Here is a 19001-nt window from a genome sequence, read left to right as displayed (position 1 = left end):
ACTGTCTGGAACACAGCCTGGACCGTTGATGCTGTCACCAGCAACCAGGTGACCATCAGCTACACCATCGACAGCACCGACACCAGCGCCGCTGCCGACCTGGCATCCGCTCTGAACCAGAGCAACAACATCGTGAAGAACTCCGCAACCGCAACCGGTAACACCAAAGTGACCGTGGCGTACCGCTGCAACTAAGGGATTGGCCATGGCCTACTACCAACTGAAGTATCTAGGTGAATCGGGTGGTGTGGTTTCCGTCGGTGTTGAGGCAGAAACCAAAGAGCAGGCCATTGCCATGTCCGGCATCCCCGAGTCGGTCATCCATAGCGTTGCTGTAGACCACCTCGGGGGTATCAAATCGGCCTTGTTCGACAAGAAGTTTCCCCTTGTCGAGCAGGTCCTCATGTTGTCTGCCATTGCTTCGAAAATTTCTTCGGGGAAGACCTTCGGCAAGGCGGTTCAGGAATCAGTGAACTACAAAGCACTGAAGATCACATTTGCTCAAATCGACGCCTGTCAAACCCCCAAAGAGTACCTGTCCCTTCTTCGATTCGACGAAACCGCAGTCCTCCTGGCTGAAGCGGGGGACAAGACAGGGCGATTGCCTGATGCTCTGAACAGGGCATCTAAAGCAATTGCAGAACGTCTGGCAGCGAAGAAAGAGTTCTCTGCTCTTATGAAGAAAGCCATGATCAACGCATGCTTTGGTCTGGGCTTCATCATCGGCATTCCGCTATGGGCAGGGGGAACTATCCACGACTTTATCCATGTACAGCGCCTCGACCTCCAGCTCAACTCCCTGAGCCAGCTGATCTTGCTTCTGCACACGGTCTACACCGAGTACCTGTACGTCCTGCTTGGAATCGCTGCCGGGATCTATGTGTTTCGGGCTCGGGTATGGGAAATGGTGAGGAACCTGCCAGGTTTCTCGTTCCTCAATGAGCGGAACAAGGTGCGGATGGGCCTGGAGTTTGTTCAGACTTATCAGCTACTGCTCAGCAGTGGCTTTACCAATCCCCAAAGTTTCAAGTTCATGATGCAACGCTCTCGGGGCCGTGCACATTCTCTCTATCAAGAAGCTCACGCGCGCCTCGTCGAAGGCCGTGAGCTATCCGATGTTTTCGACAACCCCGAGTGGCCACCACTGATTACTCAGAACCTCCAGGGTTTCGACAACCAGTCACCAGCTGGGCGCGACAACGTGCTGAGCAATATGGCTGATGCTCTAAAGGCCTACTACCTTCGGCACTCGGAGAAGGTGGCCCAGATGTCATCGGTCATCGGATTTTCGATGATGCTCCTGACCATCATGATGTTCGCAATCGGCTTTTACCTGCCCATCATTAACCTTGCGTCGGCCATGCGGTGACTGTGGCTATGGTTCGTTCCCGCGGCTTCACCCTCATCGAGCTGGCCGTCTGCTTGGCAATCGTCGCAGTCATGACGGTTGCGCTCCTTCCAGGCGCAATGGAGAAGTATCAGCAGGGAAAAATCAATTCCTCGATTGAGCAGGCCAGGAACCTGATTCCTGTCTGCGAGATCGCAAGGACAAAAGCCGTGTCCTCGACCGTCGGGGCGAACCTAAAGGTCACCCATACTTATGGATCTCTTACCAACTGGTCGAAAACAGCGGATCTTCAGAACCTGTTGACTGCCGATTACCGCTTGCCAGCTACCAACCCGCTTGGCTCAAACATCCTCGTCAAATTCGACTCACAGCGCTGCTACGTCGCCGTAGATCTGCCTTTCAAGGAAGACAACTACGGTGGATATACCACTGAAAACGTCGGGGCAAACACCCGGATTATCATCACAACCAGGCCGGCGCAGAGCTCCTCTTCCGCCTGGGTGTCTTATCAGAAGCGAATCCTCCATGAAGAAACGACGCGCTAATTTCCAGGCCTCGATGGGAGGCTTCACGCTGATTGAATTGGCGATTGTGCTGGCCGTGATGGCGATGATTGCTGTCTATGCCACACCCAGGTACATGGAGCAGCTCAACCAGAAGCGTGCAATCCTGACTGCGCAGGAAACTCAGTCTTTTCTGGACGCTGCGCGCTCATACCGCATGCAGAATGGCTCGTGGCCAGGCCAAGCAAGCAGCTGTGCAAATGCCAAGAGCGTGCTTGAGAGCACCTCACCACCAACACTTGCCGGCATCAGCGCAACCAACAAGTACAACCAGGCAGTTACCCCAGCTTGCAATGCAAACACGTTCTCGATCACCCAAAGCATTGCTCAAGACTGGGATGGTGTAGTCGCGAACAACCTGCCTGGGACAGTAATCAGCAATGCAGCGACATACACCATTCGTTCAACGATCGGGATTCCAGGCAGTGAGCCCGCACTGAACTCTAAGCTTTCTCGAGTCTACACCGGTGACCCTGAGATGAATCGGATGCGCACCCCGTTGTTGCTTGGGGGAAATTCGATCAATGAAGTTTCGAACATGTATCTGAACAACGGTGGTGCGGATGCTCGAGTAAGAACGGATGCTGGGCGCTTGATCCTCAGCACGCCCTATGGCGGCGAGGTGGCCATCGAGAATGGGACCAACCTTTCGGTTGAAAACGTAACCCTTCGTCAACGGGGGAACGCCAACCTCATCGATCTGCTGCCGAATTTCGTGCAGAAGGGAACCTACCTTGTCCGACACAGCGACGGAGTTATAAAGCCTGCGTGCCCGGGCGGAGGATCTGCAAGGGCATCTCTGCGCCCAGGAACAATGCGTGGTGGCTGGCAGGAGGGAGAGGTAAACCACGGAGCCTTCGGCTTCGAGTACCGGCTCCTCGACTACGGCAGCTACTGGATCGTTTCGACCAATATCATTGGCTCTGAGGTAGAGCGGAACAACCTTCAGTCGCTTGTCGACGTCTACTGCTATTACCCCTAATGCCATATTCAGTCGTTATTGCTAAGCCAACCAAAAACTGCAACGCGGACTGCACCTACTGCTCTGCGCCTCCTGACGGCGCGGACAGTTGGTCGCTTGATGATTTCAAGCGGATGTTCGATCGCCTGCAGCCGTCGTTCACGCCAAACATCGACTGGATCTGGCATGGCGGTGAGCCGATGCTCATGGGCCCTGATTTCTTCGAAGCCTGCGCTGAGTACGCATTGGCCCAGCATGGTGGTGTGCACTTTGCAATCCAAACCAACCTTCTGGGGTACAAGTCTGAACGATGGAAGCGAGTGTTCTCGGAAATCTTTGAGGGCCGGGTATCTACAAGTTTCGACCCTTACAAGAAATACCGCACGGTAAAAGGCTCCGCTGAGACGTATGACCGTCTGTTCTGGCGAGCAATGGACCAGGTAATCGCCGACGACTTTCGACCGCTCGTAATCGGAGTTTACGATGAAGGGGCGGCTACGGCCGCGATGGACATGTATGAGCGAGCCCTCTCATATGGCTCAGCAGGATTCGACATCCGGTTCAACTACGCCTACCCCGCCGGTCGTGCCAGGGAGGCGGGTATGCTCATTGCCCCAACGACTTATGGACAGATGCTTGTAGATCTCTACGATCGCTGGATTGATGAAGTCCCGGTATTCCGCATTACGCCGCTGGACTTGATGCTGCAGAAGGTGGCTGGCTACAAGAGCATGCTGTGCCCCTGGACGAAGTCCTGTGGAGGTCGGTTCCTGACCATCGATCCTGATGGCTCGGTGTACAACTGTAGCGAATTCAGCGATTTCGGCGACAAGCGCTTTCGCTTCGGTAACATCCTTACCGGTGAGGTGCAGGAAGCGAAACCAGTTGAGGTCAAGTTCTACTCTGGTGCCGACATCGCTCCCGCGCTGGCCGCATCACCTGCCTCCCGAGAAATCATGGGGCGAGCAGTCAACCTTCCGCCAGACTGCAAGACATGCCCGCATTTCACCGAATGCGAGGGCGGCTGTGCCCGCGATGCCGTGCTCTTCGAAAGAGGGATGGGGGGCAAGTTCGGCTATTGCCAGAGCTGGAAGATGGTTTTCAATCGACTCAAGCAGTCGGTTGTGACTGGTGAGGCTGACCGTATTCTCTACAAGCTCGGCATCACTCCCGAGAGCGCCCGCGCGCGACTCTCCGCATACGGGTGGGCGAACTGATGCTTCAGGTCTATCTCAAGCCAACAAACTTCTGCAACGTAGGTTGCGACTTCTGCTACCTCCCAGAGGATGTGCGGGCCAATAAGTCCCGTATGTCGGAGGCTACCCTCCAGGACAGCTTGGATCTGATCCGCAACCTGGCCGAACGGGAGGGGCACGACCGAGTCTCCATCCTGTACCACGGAGGCGAGCCGCTAAGTATGAGTGCCGGGGTACTCATGGATCTCTCGGACAAGGTGCGGCGCGGCCTCTCCGGTATTGAAATTCAGGAAGCCATCCAGACCTCGCTCATTCCACTGCGCAGTTCACACATCCCATTCTTGCAGGAGCGGTGTGATGGCTTCGTCGGCTCCTCTATCGACTTCAGCGGCCGCACCATACAGGGCTCCAATAACAAGTACATCGATCTTTGGCTGGAGAAGGTCCACCTGGCCCGCTCCCATAGTCTTCACGTGGGCCCAATCATGGTGCCGACGCGCAATGAGCTTGGTCGAGTAGCGGAGATCTATGGGTGGTTCAAAGAACACGGGTTCACCCATTTCAACATCGAGCGGTACAACCCCTACGGGGCCGACGGAGACCGCCCAAGCAACAAGGAACACAGCGATTTTCTGAGCGACCTGTTCGATGTGTCGATAGAGGACTTGCGACGGACCGGTTCCTGCGTAACGAACAATGCCGTGGCAGCGGCCATTGGTGGGGTATTGCACAACCAACCCGGCGAGCGCTGGGGCGGAACCTGCCAGCGCGACTTTCTAGTGATTAATCCTGACGGGGCGCTCAACACCTGCCCGGATCGGATGGAGTACGAGACGGACCTTTGGCCAAAGGTCCAGGATGGCATCGATGCCTTCCAGTCCAGCCCTGAGCGATTGGGCTGGATCAAGGTTCAGCACATCGACCACATCGAGAATCACTGCCGTAAGTGCGAGTTCCGTTCATGGTGCAAGAGCGGCTGCCCAATCACTGATCACCAGGTTCATACCGGTGCAGGGGAGTGTGCCGGCTATCGATCACACCTAGCGAAAGTCAAAGAGTTCGTTGCCAACGAAGAGGGACGCCGATTTGCTACCGGCTACCTGTCCGCGGCAGGCGCGCTGCCCTTTGACCCGTACACCATCGGGCTGGAGCGCATCGCATGAGCAAGGGTGCACCCGACTTCGATCACATGATCTATGTGCGGCTCATCGAGGCATGCAATCTCCACTGCCAACACTGTTTCATCCCCAACAATCCGAAGCGGATGGACTGGAACAATATCGAGCAGATTCCGGCGAAGGTCCGTTCTTTTGCTCGACCAGGCCAGGTCCTGCTGTTCCAGCTCCACGGGGGGGAGCCAACGCTGGTTGGTCAGGAGTTCATGCGCAAGTCAGTTGTGTTTTTGAAGACTGAACTGTCCGAGTTCGACGTGCGTTTCTCGCTTCAGACGAACTTGATGACCTTCGACCTACGTTGGGCTGAGATCTATCACGAGTTCTTTGATGGCATTGTCGGGGTGTCCTGGGACCCGGAGATACGCCTTATAAGGGCTGGACGTCCCGAATCGAACGAGCAGTTCGAAAATAAGTTCTGGGCCAACATTCAGGCACTCCAAAGCCTTCAGCTGACACCGTACATGGTCATCACGGTGACCAAACCACTGATCAACAGGTTCAGGAACCCAACTGACCTCATTGACTTCCTTCTCGAGCGCGGAATTTCCCTGGCCCACTTTGAGAGGCTGACCAGAACTGGATATGCGATAACCAACTGGGATTGGCTCGGAGTCACGAACCGCGAATACAGCATGTGGATTGGTCGCTTTGCCATGGCCTACAGCCGCTTCATGACTCAGCAGCGGGAAGGTCGGCAGGAACTGAACATCTCTCCGCTGGATGGGCTTATCGCCAGCGTGGAAAGGCTGCGCCGCGGTGAGAGAGGAGGTTACGGGTGTCTCTCCGGCGCTTGTGATACTCGCTTTCACACGTTCGACCAGAACGGCTATTACTCCGCCTGTACTGCGTTGACCTCGGAGCGGGATAACAGGAACGCAGTTGGCGTGACTGTGGTGGAGCACACCCAGCTTGAGACTGCCCGAGAGGAGCGTCAAATGGACTGCTCTACCTGCCAGTTCAAGCCTATTTGTAGCTCAGGTTGTATGGCCACGCCCCGAATGGACGAGAGCCAGGAGTGTGCAGGGGGATACATGACGTTCAGGCTACTGAATGACCACATCGCAACCAGAGATAACCCCGGGTTGATATCAATCGCTGGGTAAGAATCGGCCCTTTGGGCAAGCAGAAATGGAGGGGAAGATGAAGCAGTTCACCGGCAATCGAGTCATGGTCGCAATCGCGGTCAGCGCCTTGACCGCCAGCGCTTACGCCGAAACTCACAAGTCGTTCACTGTGGAGCAGTCGACTGAAGATCTCGCTGCAGATAAGGAAATCGCCCGTCTGCGCGCCATCCTGGAGATGAACCCGATCAAGCCTATGGTTGAACAACACCAGAAGGTGTTGAGCGAAATCGTCGTGGGCAACATGGTGGGCGGTATCGACAACATGCTGCTGGCGGCCACAGCCACAGCAAAAGATATGGACTCCACCCGGATCGGCGACTGGGGTTACTGCCATAACGCTTGTCATGGTGCCTGCCACGGCGCGTGCCATGGCTCGCGTGGCTGGCGCTGATTGGGGGTTCCATGACAGTTCAAGTTGGAATGAGAGTTTCGGACCTTGAAGGGATCTTCCTTGCACAGTCCAGCCATCTTCAGACTTCGCCCGAACACGAGATCAAGCGGGATGTATCGTACTTCAACGTAGAGTGCGACACGACTCTCAAGCGCATCCCTCGCGATGCCTGTCACGTGGGCTTGCGTGCGCAGAGTCACCCAGACTCACCGGACCTTCCCAGCGACGACTTCACTTTCAGCTTGATCTTGGCTGCCGGCAGTCTCAATTCGGTGTCGATCGACATCCCTTACGATTGCACCGTATCGCCCGACGAATTGCTGATGCACGCTGAATCCTCGGGCTTCAACATCAACTTGCTCCCGCCAGGGCACACCACCGTCGTCGACGAGAAAGTGGAACGCTACTGCGAGGTACTCCGTACCTACGGGAGGATGTGGCTTGCCTCGCCTCAATCGAACATCCGTGTCGCGCCAATCGATGGCTACCTCGAATACCTTTTCGGTGTGGCGGCAGGGCACATTCCGGCATCCATCTCGACCGACGAGATGATGAATACTTTATTCACCGAAGGCATGCCTGAAGTGGTTATGGAGTACGTGAAAGTCGTAATTCACGACGTCATCATGGAGCACTTTGGGACTGAGGATGCTTTCAATGAGATCCTCGAAAAGGTGGCCAAGGCAATTCACCTCAAGCAAGCGCAGTTCCGTGACTCCCGAGCGCGCATCCTGGAGGAAGAGCTCGACCTACGAACACCGTTGCCCAATCTCATTCGGATGGTGAGTAAGTCCACGGGGCTTAGCCTGTCCAACGCTGCCGGCATGCTGTACGAGCTGAAGCACGGAGTCCACACGGTATTGGATAAGTACCTACCACCGGATGAGCCCGCGGTTGAGGGGCAGGCTACCCCTCCGGTGAATACCCGCCAGGCCAAACTCGCCAATGCCTTAGGGGCTGCATTTGCTGCAGCATTCGGTATCGATGAGATGGACCAGGCATGGGCAGGCGTCGAGTCCACCCTGCAGGTGCAAGAGCGCATCAACCTCGATCACGGAACTGTTCAACCTGGTTCCGTTGCGTCGCGCATAGCCGTGGCGATGGACGTTGAGCCGAAGATTGCAGCGCTGGCCACTGGTGAGTTTCTTTCCATGATTCGAGCAGTTCTTGAGGCTGGAAACCATGTGAGCCCGCCTCCGCCTCCAGCACCCAAACCGGTACCTGCACCCGCCAGCGGCCTTATCGCTGTCGGCTGATCGGTCCTTCATCTCAATGGGATGGGGGATAGGGGGGAGTGATGGCAAAATCTGAAGCAGTTGGGTTCATCAACGTAACTCGCCAGTGCAACGTTGACTGTAAGCGCTGCTATTTAACCGAGGCCAACCGGGCCGCCGGTGAGCGACTCCCCACCTACACGCTTGCAGCCTTCCTGACATCCGATTTCTGGGCAGACCGGCCGGTGACCCTGATCTGGGAAGGTGGAGAGCCAACGATCGTGGGCCCTAGTCGCATGCAGTTGTACGTGGACCAGGCCCGAGGCCTACTCCCACACGCTTCCCAGACCATGGTGACCAACTGCTTTTCTGTCCCCAATTGGCTCATTGATCTCTCTCATTCGGCTTTCAACGGCCAGGTTGAGACAACCTTCGCCCTAGGGCACAAGTTCAGCCTATCGGGCTCAGAAGATCTGTATACCCGGCGTTTCCTCACTGGCCTGAACCGCTTCTGGGATGCGGGTGTGGTGTGTACCGTCAACGTCGAACTCAATTCCGAGACCATAAAGCGCGGCCCGACCGCGTTGGCGGAGCTTATGCTCTCCACGAAGGCTAAGGTCTGGGAGTTCGACATCTCTGTTGACTTCCGGACCTTCCTGGCAGAGCCAATCTACCAAGCATCCTCGGCGCCGGAGCTCCCGCTCACCGCAAGCTATGCAGCCGTTTGGACCTTCCTTCACACGCTGGAAGCCACCCATGGCCGGCAGCTTAGGGACGCCGGGATTACCATCGGCGCACTGGAGCAGGTAGCCGGCGAGGCCAACAACCAATTCAACGTCCTGTCAGAAGATCGATTTCTGACCCTGAACCCGGACGGATCTGTAACGACAAACCCCCTCTATTCCGATCTCGAAGGGACGTTCCTTGGAAACCTCCAAGACGCACCTCTTGACGAATTGCTCTCATCACCCCGGCGCCTGGCCCGCGTTATTGCCGAACGGCGCCGTCTCCTGCCTTGCAGGTCCTGCCCTCATTTCAGCTACTGCTCCGGCGGACCCGCCCATGTGCCAGTCACCGATGGCTCTGGGGAGTGCGCGGGTGGGAAGGGAATGTGGGACCTGCTACTGGAGAAGATGCGCTGTGCATAAACAATCCCGGTTGAATCAGGCCAACATCAGCATCACCGCTACCCGATGGTGCAATCGGCGGTGCACTCACTGCTACATCGATCCGTCGGAGTTGGCCAATCCCGTCGAGATGGAGGAAGGGGTTTTCAGGGGGATTTTCGACCGTGTCCGAGACCTCGTAGCCCTGGACCGCGGTTTGGAGGAGGTCGAGTGGGAAATCATCGGCGGCGAGATCACCAAGATGCCAGTCGAGTTCTGGCGTCGAAATTTGCCGTTCGCCCTAGAGCAATGCCGGGACTTCAACGCACAACTCAAGACACCGGGCTCGGTCAACGTCCTATCCAACCTCATTTTCTCTGACCAGCGCAGGCGAGCCGACTACATCGACCTGTTCAACCAGTACGGCGATTGGCCGGAAATGTGCGTTTACACCTCGTGGGAGCCGGAAACCAACCGCTTCGGTAAGCGAGATAAGCTGATGCCCGCCTGGCGCGAGACTGTCAGCGCCCTGAAGGTGCGGCAAAAGATCCTCGACGTCATCCTCACCAAGATCACGGTCGAATTGGGGCCGGACTATCTGTTGGAACAGTTCCTGCCGCTGGGTGTCACCGACTTCAGCATCAAGATGATCAGCCCTTACGGCTCAGGCAAGGCGTTCTGGCAGCCGAACATGATCAGCTTCGCCCAGATGAGTGACTACCTGTGCAGGCTCTTCGAGATAGCGCCTAAAGGCATCACCTTCACGCCGGCAGACGAGATGACGAGCGCCATGTTCCGAGGCACCAGCTATCAGTGCATCGGCAACTTCCGCTATGACCTGGCGGTTGAGCCAGACGGCCTCACCAGCTTCAATGCCTCACAGACCACTTCGGAGGCCGCCCTCGGTGACACCAGGATCTACATCGACGATCCGGATTGGGCGTTCAAGGTTCTTGCGGACAACACCTCGGAGCTGGATAACAAACTCTCCCGCTACCACGACTACTGCTTCCAATGTGAGTTCCACTCCTACTGCGCGGGCGGCTGGTACCACTATCGAATTGCCGAACCGGAGGATGTACGAGCATGGGACTCAGCTGAGTGCCCTGGCTACAAGCGCCTCTGGTCGAAAGTGAAGGATCGATTCGGGGAGTTCGATACACGGATGAACACTCACCATGAAGCTATGCGTGCCATCCTCAAGTCACCGACGGATAGCGTCACATCCAAACAGGTCCATGACGAGATCGCCGGCCAAGGCTTGGCTTTTTACGCCTGGCTAAAGCAGGTGGAGAATGCTCGGGTTGCTCTGAACCCTGGAGCCCAAATCGGCAGACCGCTCATGGAGCGAATCTGGGCGTACCAGGCTGTAGGAGCAACGATAAACCTAAGCTGTGACGATTTTGGAATTCTTTCCAACGATCTGAAACGCCTGGTGATTGAGCACCTGGTATACGGGGACACCCCGGCTCTGCAGCTGGACCCCGCGATGGTCTGGGAGTGGGTGAGAACCTCGCCAGATGACCAGTTGGCCGCAATCGTGGAGGAAACCTCTCTACTAGCCCAGGGTCTGCAAGTGAAGGACAAGGACCTCATTCTGGCCGGCCACAATACTCAACTGCTGCGCTGGGTGCTCTCCCATCCCTCGCCGGCGGGGCCCCCTGCAGGTGAGCACCCTGAGCCAGAGATCAAACTCGTATCGATGCAACTCCAGCGCGAGGCCTCGCTGAGATCCACCAAAATGCGGAACCCGATTTAGCATCCCTTTTTCCAAATTAGGGGCACTCGGTTTCCACTATTAGGGCATGAACATTCTGCCCTACGCCCTTCCACGCAATCGGTCGATCGAGATGATGAGTACCACCATCTCGACCAATCTCAATTGCAACCTGGCCTGCAAGCACTGTTATATCCAACCAGACCTGCTCAGGCGCAAGGAATACATAGACGAGGCAACCTTCCGTCGCGAAGTGGAGGTTATCGTCGAGGCATTCCATCTCGACCAGTCCGTCACCTATCTGCATTTAGACGTGCTGGGGGGGGAGGCGACGCTGATGCCCTTCGAATTCTGGGAGCGGAACTTACCTTGGGTTCTGGACCGTATTTCCGACCTGAATGCTGCCGGCACGCCTACCGAGTTCACCTTCTGCTCGAATCTCATGTGGAAGGATGACCGCTACCTGGATTTGCTTAGGCAGTTCAAGGGGCATCCCGCAATGGACATTGCGATCCCCTTCGAGGGACCAGAGAGTGGCCGGTTCGGCAAAAACATGGCCATCTTCCCCAAATACCTTGAACGAATCGAAGCGCTGGGCGAGTGCAACATGCTCAACCTGGTGTTGGTGATGGGGCAGGGCCTCATAGACCTTGGTCCGCAGTACATCATCGACACCTTCGTGAAGCGCGGGATCAGCGACGTGACCTGCGACATGATCTTCCCGTGGGGATCAGGCCGGTCCTACTTTGATCGAGCGCAGCCGTACTACCGTGACGTGGCCCGTTTCATTGAGGATTTGACTGAACTTGGCGCTCCCTACGGCCTGACTGTCGACCATCTGGACGACATGAGGAAGTCTCTCCGCACACTTTCCCGTTCTCAGAACACACTCAACGACGCCTACGAGTACCACTGGGATCACCGCGGGGAGCTATCGCTGAACCCGAACCAAACCGGTACTGAGGCGGTGCGCCCATACATCAACCTGAATGTTTGGGATCGGAATGCCGCGCTGAAGGTGGTTTGGGGGAACAACAGCGAGCTCGATGCAAAACTGTCCTACGAGCATGACTTCTGCCGAGGGTGTGCCTACCTGCAGGCCTGCAACTCCGGTTGGTACCCTCACAAGCAGCTCTCACCTGAAGTGCTCGGAAAGTACATGGCTGCTCCGGAAGGGGAGTTCAGTTGCCCAGGGTTCTTCCAGCTATGGGAAAAGCAGGCTCAGACCAGCTTCGATCAAGTGGGTGTGACGCGATACGGCAATGCCCGCCGCGAGAGAAGGATCAGAGCTATCGCACGGGCGGCTGCCGGCGAGGCCACAGCCTTCTTCGAAACCAATTATGTCGACGACTACGAAGGCTATTTTGATGCAGTGAGATCTGCCGTCGTGGTGCGGGTGATACCCGAAATGCTCTTCGGCTGCACCGTCCGGCAGCGGCTGTGGTTCTACGATCGCCTGGGCAAACAAGTCGTCTTCGAGGGTGGACTAAGTCGCTTCGGCGAGGAAGCTTCCATCATCGCGCATTCGCTGGCCGGCAATTATCACTCCCTTGGGATCGATGATGCCCTCATCTGGGACTTTGTTCGCCGTCGGCCCGATCACCACCTGTCTGGCTTCATCCTGGATGCCGTGCAGTTGGCCAGGTGGATGGACCTACCAATTGAAGTTGTAGGCGGTTTCCCACGGTGGAACAGCGGGCTTGAAGTGTCCTTCAAGTTCGAGGACCTGATCATGTGGGGGATGACTTGCGCCGTGCCTGCAGACATTGCCGACTCTTTGGACCAGCGCCGTGACCATTTCCTGACCCCGGATGCTTACGAGTACCTGTCACGCATCCACCTGCAGGCCGTGTCTTTTTCGCGAAAGGCGCACGCGGCAATCAGGGACTGGCAGATCACAAAAGAGAGGATGACATGCGTCTGACTTGGATTCTGGGCGCATGTGCCCTGGGACTGTCCTGCAACGCGCAAGCCTTCCCCGTCGTTATCGCCGGTGGCGCAATGCTCCTCGGCGGACCGTCAACGGTAATTGCACTACTGATCGCCGCTGGCGTCTTTGGGTACCTCCGATTCTGTTCGGGCAAGCATGGCAAGGTGAAAAGCCTGGCGTTGGGATTCGCCGCTGGGTTGGCCGTGCTGGCGCTGGTGCTCAATGATCAGCGGGCGAGTCAGTTGGATGCGAATTTCATCGACTCAGGTTCGCCGGCTGAACGCATAACCGAGATTCCGTTTCGGGAAGTTGCTCTGGATGAGCAGGCGCAGATGCCAACGGCTATGGACCCGGCAGAGTTCATCGACAGTTTGGCCAAGCGCACCATCCGCGCGGTTCGAATTGACCCAATGCCTGAACCGTTCTTCCAGGATTTCGGAAATGGAGTGTCGGCGAAAGAGCTCGGCAAAAGCCCAGCTAAATTGCTGGCGCTGATTCGTGAATCGTCGGTGCCAGTGGTGCTTATCGACCAGTATGGAAGCTCGGCCGCTGCTATCTCAGAGGCTCTGAAGGCCCGACTCGGTATTGAGGTTCGATTTCTGGTCGGTGGCACTAAATCTCTGCATCCATACGGCTGGAAGCACCTTGCAAATGAGGAAGACCCTCGGGCCATCCTGCCAAGCCAATTCCCAAAGGTGATTGCCGCAACACCTGGCTTGCAGATCATAAGTGACACAACCCGGGACCAGTTTGAACATGACGGCTGGCTTCATGGCGACATGATTTCGGATCTTCCAACCTTCCTCGCCGGTCTGGATAACATCGTCGCCACCATCGGCGATCGGCCTATCCTGATCTCTGCGGCGGAAGGTTACTTCACCGGTAATACCTGGGTAATCCTAACTCTCCTCAGGTCCCGAGGCCTCGATCCTCAGTTCATCCTTCCGACTGAGGATGAGCTTCTGGTAAAGCCACCGTACTACCGGCATTTCAAGAATGACGAACGACTATTCGGCAACTCGGAGACGTTTTCCTACTTAGAACGCAAGCCTCGTGTCGTGTTTCTGGACTTCCAGCCAGCTGCAGACTGGGCAACTACCCGCGAACGCATCCGCGGGACAGTCCACATCGACATGGAAAAGGTCGCCAGAGGCCAGATGGCCGAGGAGTTGGCCAAGCTGGACCCTACTGCCACTTACGCCGGACTGGGCTATGACCGGCGCAGCAGTTACCACTCACTGTTGGCCGGCGAATACCTGTCGGAAAAGGGGGCCGGCTGGCTGGGCATCAACACTGAGCCGGAGCTATTTAGCCGAGAGCGACTGTCGAATCCCGACCTGTACGACGGTTGGCGCGAATTCTCGGCCAAGGCCCGCAATGAACTTGGCGAGGCGGGCTTCAAGGCCGTTTCCCTTCTGGGAGATGGCATAAAGGGCTATCTCCTGTTCAGCGCCTTACTGGCCCTAGTGTTGACCATCGCCTTCTGCGCAACTCCAACGGTGGCCGCTAAGGGGCTGGTTGCGGTTGCAGCACTCGGCGTCTTCCAGGTTTCTAGCTGGACCCTTGAAGAGTGGGTACGAGCCGACGTGCCTACGGACTGGGTTGTCGCTGTGCAACTGACGGCAGGTCTTCTAAGTGCTCTCTGCTGGACGGCGCACCGGCGCTATCGGAAAAGACGGTTCACTGTCCCATTGGGCGTACATCCTACCGACCTACCAGAGAAGATTCGCTTACTGGCCGAAGCTGCGGAGCATGGCTTCCACGTCCTGCCTGGCGTCGTCATCACCCCTGCCCTGGTCAATTCGACGGGTAGACATCTCCCACGCTGGGCACGCATGAAGCCAACTATTGTTCGCTCTGCTGCACGGTCGGAGAGCTGTGAGGCGACGACTATTGGAATCTACGACTCCCTATACGCCGACGGCGAGCACCAGGTCTGGGCCTCGGCCGCTCAGGTCATTGCCGAGATAGAGCGCTCTGGAGAGGAGGGTATGTGTTTCGTTCAGCCCCGGATTCAAGGCCAAACATTCGGGGTGGCTATGTTCGGTACCGAAGCCGATGACCACATGATCATTTGCGAAGGAGGCCATGCTGACCAGGTTACGGCAGGCACCGCGGCAACGTCGCGTTTTGCAGTACCGATATGGGATGTAAACAGGCTCGACCCAAGAGACCGGGCTGTCTGCCGGGTGCTGCTGCGCCTGCAGCGAGTTATGGGCGCCACGAGTATTGAGTGGGCCCGCTCGGTATCGGGGAAGCTGACCATCCTGCAGGTCAGCACTGACCAACTCGGAAGAATAGGCCTCAAGCACCGTATATCCAAAAACACTCGCCGCTTCGTCGTTGCTCCAGTAGCACACACCGGCAAGCTGGAAGCTGCCGTACTCGCCGCTTGCGCAATCAAGGGGGAGCAACTGACCGTAGGCAGGTACCGGCTGGTTCAAGCCAAGTCTTTCATTGGCGGATTGTTGTCGCTCTATCAGGACATTTCCTCGGCAGTTGACTACACCCGGATGTCCCCGACCATTGCATTTCCCTCCGCGGCGATCATTGAAGCTTTCGAAACAGAGCATCGGGAACGACTGGCGCAGCGCACTTTATGGCTCCCCGACCTCTCTGCCGACACCGAACAGCTGATTGCAGCGGTCACCCACGACCTTGGTCGAATTCGGGACGTGTACGGGCGATTCAACCGGTTGGCGACTCTGGCAGCTGAACTCCGTATCAAGGCGCGCATCAAGGGTTTTTCGCGGCCACTATCCTCGACTGTACTTGGCGCGGCATTGGAAGAGGCAGAGGCGGACGCCCGGGCCGATCTGCTTGAGCGCATGGGATGCCTTTCGCTGAATGGCTTCGCTATCCAGGGTAAGTCGAGTCTGGACGGAGACGATCTTCTCGGCGGCGTTATACAGGCTACCGACTCTCCAATGGCTTGGCTGAAGGATGAAAGTGCGGTGCAGGTCATGTACGAACTGAAGCGCTTGCGCCCATTGCTCGCCGAGATCGAGCAACGTGGGGCAGTCAACTCCCTCATGTCAGCCCTAGACGTTTCAGTTGGTACCGATACTGACTCCAGGGCGGCAGCGCTAGAAACAGTAGCAATGCAAAGCAGGCCTCTCCCGCTGGCCAACCTACTGGCAGGTCATGACCGAGATCTAGGGCTAAACGCCTTCGTATGGGGAGTACCAGCTAAAGGCATCTGCCTGCGGCTGGCCAGCAAAGATGAGTTCCAACCAGGGGACGCACTGCTGATTGACCGAGCGGAAATGAGCTATCTCCCGCTGATAGCGCGCGCAGGCGCGCTTGTCGTTCGCGAAGGTTCTGCGCTGTCTCATCTCATGCAGCACGCCAGGCGTCTTCGAGTGCCGCACGTGGTCGGCGCCGACATTGGGGATCAAAAGGACTCGGCACTGGTGTTCATTTCTGCCTCTGGAGAGGTGTGCCGTGCATAACGCCCTGGACATGCTCAACGTCTGTATTGCACCAACTCGCCTCTGCAACCTCGGCTGTACCCACTGCTACGTGAAGCCAGAGCTGCTCCGGGATAAGGCCATGATGGACGAGGGCCTCTACCGGAAGACCTTCGATAGCATCGAAGCTCTGTTCAAGGCAGACCGGAAAGTCACCAAGATCAACATCGAATTGCTCGGCGGCGAGCTGACTATGATGCCGCTGGCCTACTGGGAAAGAAATCTGCCCTGGACCCTGGAGGTCATGGCCGGATGGGAGCGCGACTACAACGCCGAGGCCGCCCTTATTTGGTGTACCAACCTGATTTTCAAGGACCCAGGGTACATCAGCCTTCTCAACGAGATGGGCCACCGATATGGCTACGGGTTGGATGTGTTTGTACCATGGGAACCTGACACCAATCGGTTCCTGAAGGACGACAAGCTTCTCCCCAGATACTTCAGAACGCTAGAGGCCATCACCGGCATCAAGCGCAAAACCCTCTGCATCACCATGAGCAAGGCCGTAATTGAGCGCGGGCCTAAGTTCATCGTCGAAGAGTTCGTCAGCCGCGGAATCACCGATATCACCTGCGACATGCTCTACCCGGCAGGCAGCGGCAAGAGTTACTTTCACAAGACTTGTACCTACGGCGAAGTGTCCGACTACATCCTTGCTCTGAGCGAGTTGGTGCCCGACGGGGTGACCATCAGCCCGTTGGTGGAAATGGAGACGGCGTCTGTTACCGCGACCCATTTCCACTACCCGGGTAATGACAGCTACGACCTCGAGGTAGAACAGAACGGCGAGGTGACCTTCAACTCCAGCTACACCGGTGACGAGGCGATACAGCCAACTGAACCACTCTCAGTGCAGGACCTGCGGTTCGCGGAAAAGGCAATCTTCAACAATGCCCCAGAGATGCTGGTGCGCCACAGCATGCCCTACGAGGAGTGTGGCACTTGTGAGTTTGCCGTCGTGTGCTCCGGTGGATGGGCGTGGCACAAGAACCTTCACCATAACCTGCGCAGCATCATCGCCGACGGAGACTGTCCTGGCCTAAAGCGGGTATGGCTGCAGGCCAAGGCCAATGCTGGCGCTGAAACCGACCGCTCCAAGTACCTGGCAGTGATGGAAGCCAGGAAGCGGGAAGGGGCGCTTCGGCTCCGGGTTGCAACCGCGAACATTGAGCGCGGCCGGGAAGTCCCCCTGATCGAGGATTCTTTCGCCGGCGCCTACGACAGCTTCTTCAATGAGTTCGACCGACCCCGGCTCGTAGAAATGATGCCAGGCGCCCTGTTCGGGAAGTCTTGGGCCGAACGCTTGTTCTTCTATGATGCGATCGGCGCGCAGATCGACACGCCGAAAAATTGGTATGCAGACGCTGCAGAGGAGGGTGGTGAGGAGCTTTTCCGTCACATCCTGTTTGGCAATTACCAGTACCTGACTTTCGATCCAGTGCGCGTGATCAGCGAAATCCGGTACCGGCAGCAATGGAAGCTCGCGCGCCTGGTTGAAAACATCATCGCTGACCTAGCCGCAGGGAGCCCAGTTCGGGCGCTGTTGGGGGGCGCGCATCTCGATGAAGTGGTGCTGATGTGCCGGGAGGCAATGGCTGCCATGGAGCTCGCCGCATGATTCATCAGCCCTTCACCTTGCACATCCGGATGACGAAGTCATGTAACGCGGACTGCAGCTACTGCAGCAGCTGGATGGAGAATGCCTCGTCGCGGATGTCGCCTGCCGCTTTCATGAAGTCAATTGACTTCATCCTCAACCGAGCACTCCCCCAGATCGGGGCTGCGCCGACGTTCCTATCGGCCCAGTACATAGGGGGCGAAATCCTCACCGTTCCTTACCAAGAGTTGAAGGAGTGCGTTCGGTATTTGCGGAAAGCGTGCGCCCAACACGGAATAGAGATGCAGGATGGTGCCCAGAGCAACCTGATCGGCACTCCGGAGAAAGTTAGTCGACTATACGACCTGTTCGAAGGCCGCCTTGGCACCTCGGTTGACGATTTCAGCCAGGCGCGCACAGTGAAAGGCTCGGCGGACAACTACCGGCTGATCTGGAAAGAGGCAGACCATTACCTTCGAAACCAGCGGAGCACCCCGGGCGCGGTCTTCGTCCTGGATCAGTCAGGCTTGAACTCTGCTAGGCAACAGACTCGGCTCGCCGCACGAGAAGGCCGCATGCTGACACTTCGTCCGCTGTTTCAGGGAGGAACGCCTGGCCAAGCCCTTCAAGGGGCAGAACGGACGATGAAGGCACTCCTAGAGACCTTCGACGACTGGTTTATGCGCTACCCGATTATCGTGGAGCCCTTTTTCCACCTCACCACCGCGCGCGTGGCGTCCTTAGCCGGTGGTAACCACCAGATGCCACATGCCTGCGCATTCCAGGCGGACTGCACTCAGCGGTCTCTCAGCTTGGAGCCGAATGGCGACCTACACGTGTGCCAAGAAATGGCGGACGCGGGGTTATCTCGGGTGGGCAATGCATTGGACGGTGTGATCGATACGGGACTGTTAGAAGCTCTGGCGGCCCGTTCAGGGCGGCTCTCTGCCGACTGCCAGGCCTGTCCATTTGTTAAGGAGTGCCAGGGCGGCTGCATGTTCGAATCGATCCAACAAGGGAACGGCATGTATGGCCGCTCTGCGCACTGTGCGAGTTGGAAGGCGCTTTTCAGACGCATCGATGCCGGCATTCAGGAACACGGACTGGAGGAGGTTAGAGGCTGGCTCCACCGCATCGAAACCCGACATCACAACCACAAGCTAGACGGCCTATTCAAGGCAAGTCTGGCCTCTGCATAGCCGAGGAATT

The 19001-nt window shown here is 57.1% G+C and carries 14 protein-coding genes and 1 pseudogene; all 15 read left to right on the top strand.

The features are described 5' to 3' along the window. A pseudogene (locus LU671_RS22610) lies at positions 1-195 on the top strand (type II secretion system protein); the annotation flags it as partial. Between the two features lie 10 nt (positions 196-205). After that, entirely contained in the window at positions 206-1369 is a 1164-nt protein-coding gene (locus LU671_RS22605) for a type II secretion system F family protein (RefSeq protein ID WP_010792561.1), read from the top strand. Between the two features lie 8 nt (positions 1370-1377). Continuing rightward, complete coding sequence (locus LU671_RS22600) at positions 1378-1893, top strand: type II secretion system protein (RefSeq protein ID WP_010792560.1); 516 nt, start codon at positions 1378-1380, stop codon at positions 1891-1893. Beyond that, entirely contained in the window at positions 1874-2893 is a 1020-nt protein-coding gene (locus LU671_RS22595; RefSeq protein ID WP_019484910.1) for a type II secretion system protein, read from the top strand. Before LU671_RS22600 ends, LU671_RS22595 begins: the two co-directional genes overlap by 20 nt. Positions 2894-3006: 113 nt before the next feature. Further along, on the top strand, positions 3007-4089 hold the full coding sequence (locus tag LU671_RS22590) for a radical SAM protein (RefSeq protein WP_034000311.1): 1083 nt from the start codon (positions 3007-3009) through the stop codon (positions 4087-4089). Beyond that, positions 4089-5231 (top strand): radical SAM/SPASM domain-containing protein, encoded by a 1143-nt coding sequence (locus LU671_RS22585; RefSeq protein ID WP_010792557.1) that lies wholly within the window; start codon positions 4089-4091, stop codon positions 5229-5231. The genes LU671_RS22590 and LU671_RS22585 overlap by 1 nt, the downstream gene beginning before the upstream one ends. Next, entirely contained in the window at positions 5228-6346 is a 1119-nt protein-coding gene (locus tag LU671_RS22580) for a radical SAM protein (protein ID WP_044060636.1), read from the top strand. The genes LU671_RS22585 and LU671_RS22580 overlap by 4 nt, the downstream gene beginning before the upstream one ends. Before the next feature lie 37 nt (positions 6347-6383). Beyond that, complete coding sequence (locus LU671_RS22575) at positions 6384-6758, top strand: hypothetical protein (RefSeq protein ID WP_010792555.1); 375 nt, start codon at positions 6384-6386, stop codon at positions 6756-6758. Between the two features lie 11 nt (positions 6759-6769). Then, positions 6770-8014 carry a hypothetical protein gene (locus LU671_RS22570; RefSeq protein WP_172690197.1) on the top strand — a complete coding sequence of 415 codons (1245 nt, stop codon included), beginning with the start codon at positions 6770-6772 and terminating at the stop codon, positions 8012-8014. Positions 8015-8055: 41 nt separating this feature from the next. Then, complete coding sequence (locus tag LU671_RS22565; protein WP_010792553.1) at positions 8056-9120, top strand: radical SAM/SPASM domain-containing protein; 1065 nt, start codon at positions 8056-8058, stop codon at positions 9118-9120. Beyond that, a complete protein-coding gene (locus tag LU671_RS22560; RefSeq protein WP_044060634.1) occupies positions 9113-10837 on the top strand; it encodes a radical SAM protein in 1725 nt (574 codons plus the stop codon). The genes LU671_RS22565 and LU671_RS22560 overlap by 8 nt, the downstream gene beginning before the upstream one ends. 46 nt (positions 10838-10883) lie before the next feature. Further along, positions 10884-12719 carry a radical SAM protein gene (locus LU671_RS22555; protein WP_010792551.1) on the top strand — a complete coding sequence of 612 codons (1836 nt, stop codon included), beginning with the start codon at positions 10884-10886 and terminating at the stop codon, positions 12717-12719. Continuing rightward, positions 12710-16177, top strand: a complete 3468-nt coding sequence (locus LU671_RS22550; protein WP_010792550.1) for a PEP-utilizing enzyme — start codon at positions 12710-12712, stop codon at positions 16175-16177. The genes LU671_RS22555 and LU671_RS22550 overlap by 10 nt, the downstream gene beginning before the upstream one ends. Then, positions 16170-17813: a radical SAM protein gene (locus LU671_RS22545; protein ID WP_010792549.1), complete on the top strand. Its 1644-nt coding sequence runs from the start codon at positions 16170-16172 to the stop codon at positions 17811-17813. The genes LU671_RS22550 and LU671_RS22545 overlap by 8 nt, the downstream gene beginning before the upstream one ends. Beyond that, positions 17810-18991: an SPASM domain-containing protein gene (locus LU671_RS22540; protein ID WP_010792548.1), complete on the top strand. Its 1182-nt coding sequence runs from the start codon at positions 17810-17812 to the stop codon at positions 18989-18991. The genes LU671_RS22545 and LU671_RS22540 overlap by 4 nt, the downstream gene beginning before the upstream one ends. The last annotated feature ends 10 nt before the right edge of the window (positions 18992-19001 follow it).

The sequence above is a fragment of the Pseudomonas sp. NMI760_13 genome (assembly GCF_021283245.1).
Taxonomy (GTDB): Bacteria; Pseudomonadota; Gammaproteobacteria; order Pseudomonadales; family Pseudomonadaceae; genus Aquipseudomonas; species Aquipseudomonas peradeniyensis.
The sequence above is the reverse complement of the archived record's forward strand: the minus strand, read 5'-3'. Positions and strand labels throughout refer to the sequence as shown.

Coding starts and splice junctions, on each gene's coding strand:
- LU671_RS22565 (WP_010792553.1), top strand. CDS start 8,056: ATGGCAAAATCTGAAGCAGTTGGGTTCATCAACGTAACTCGCCAGTGC.
- LU671_RS22605 (WP_010792561.1), top strand. CDS start 206: ATGGCCTACTACCAACTGAAGTATCTAGGTGAATCGGGTGGTGTGGTT.
- LU671_RS22600 (WP_010792560.1), top strand. CDS start 1,378: ATGGTTCGTTCCCGCGGCTTCACCCTCATCGAGCTGGCCGTCTGCTTG.
- LU671_RS22590 (WP_034000311.1), top strand. CDS start 3,007: ATGTTCGATCGCCTGCAGCCGTCGTTCACGCCAAACATCGACTGGATC.
- LU671_RS22540 (WP_010792548.1), top strand. CDS start 17,810: ATGATTCATCAGCCCTTCACCTTGCACATCCGGATGACGAAGTCATGT.
- LU671_RS22570 (WP_172690197.1), top strand. CDS start 6,770: ATGACAGTTCAAGTTGGAATGAGAGTTTCGGACCTTGAAGGGATCTTC.
- LU671_RS22575 (WP_010792555.1), top strand. CDS start 6,384: ATGAAGCAGTTCACCGGCAATCGAGTCATGGTCGCAATCGCGGTCAGC.
- LU671_RS22550 (WP_010792550.1), top strand. CDS start 12,710: ATGCGTCTGACTTGGATTCTGGGCGCATGTGCCCTGGGACTGTCCTGC.
- LU671_RS22580 (WP_044060636.1), top strand. CDS start 5,228: ATGAGCAAGGGTGCACCCGACTTCGATCACATGATCTATGTGCGGCTC.
- LU671_RS22555 (WP_010792551.1), top strand. CDS start 10,884: ATGAACATTCTGCCCTACGCCCTTCCACGCAATCGGTCGATCGAGATG.
- LU671_RS22585 (WP_010792557.1), top strand. CDS start 4,089: ATGCTTCAGGTCTATCTCAAGCCAACAAACTTCTGCAACGTAGGTTGC.
- LU671_RS22595 (WP_019484910.1), top strand. CDS start 1,874: ATGAAGAAACGACGCGCTAATTTCCAGGCCTCGATGGGAGGCTTCACG.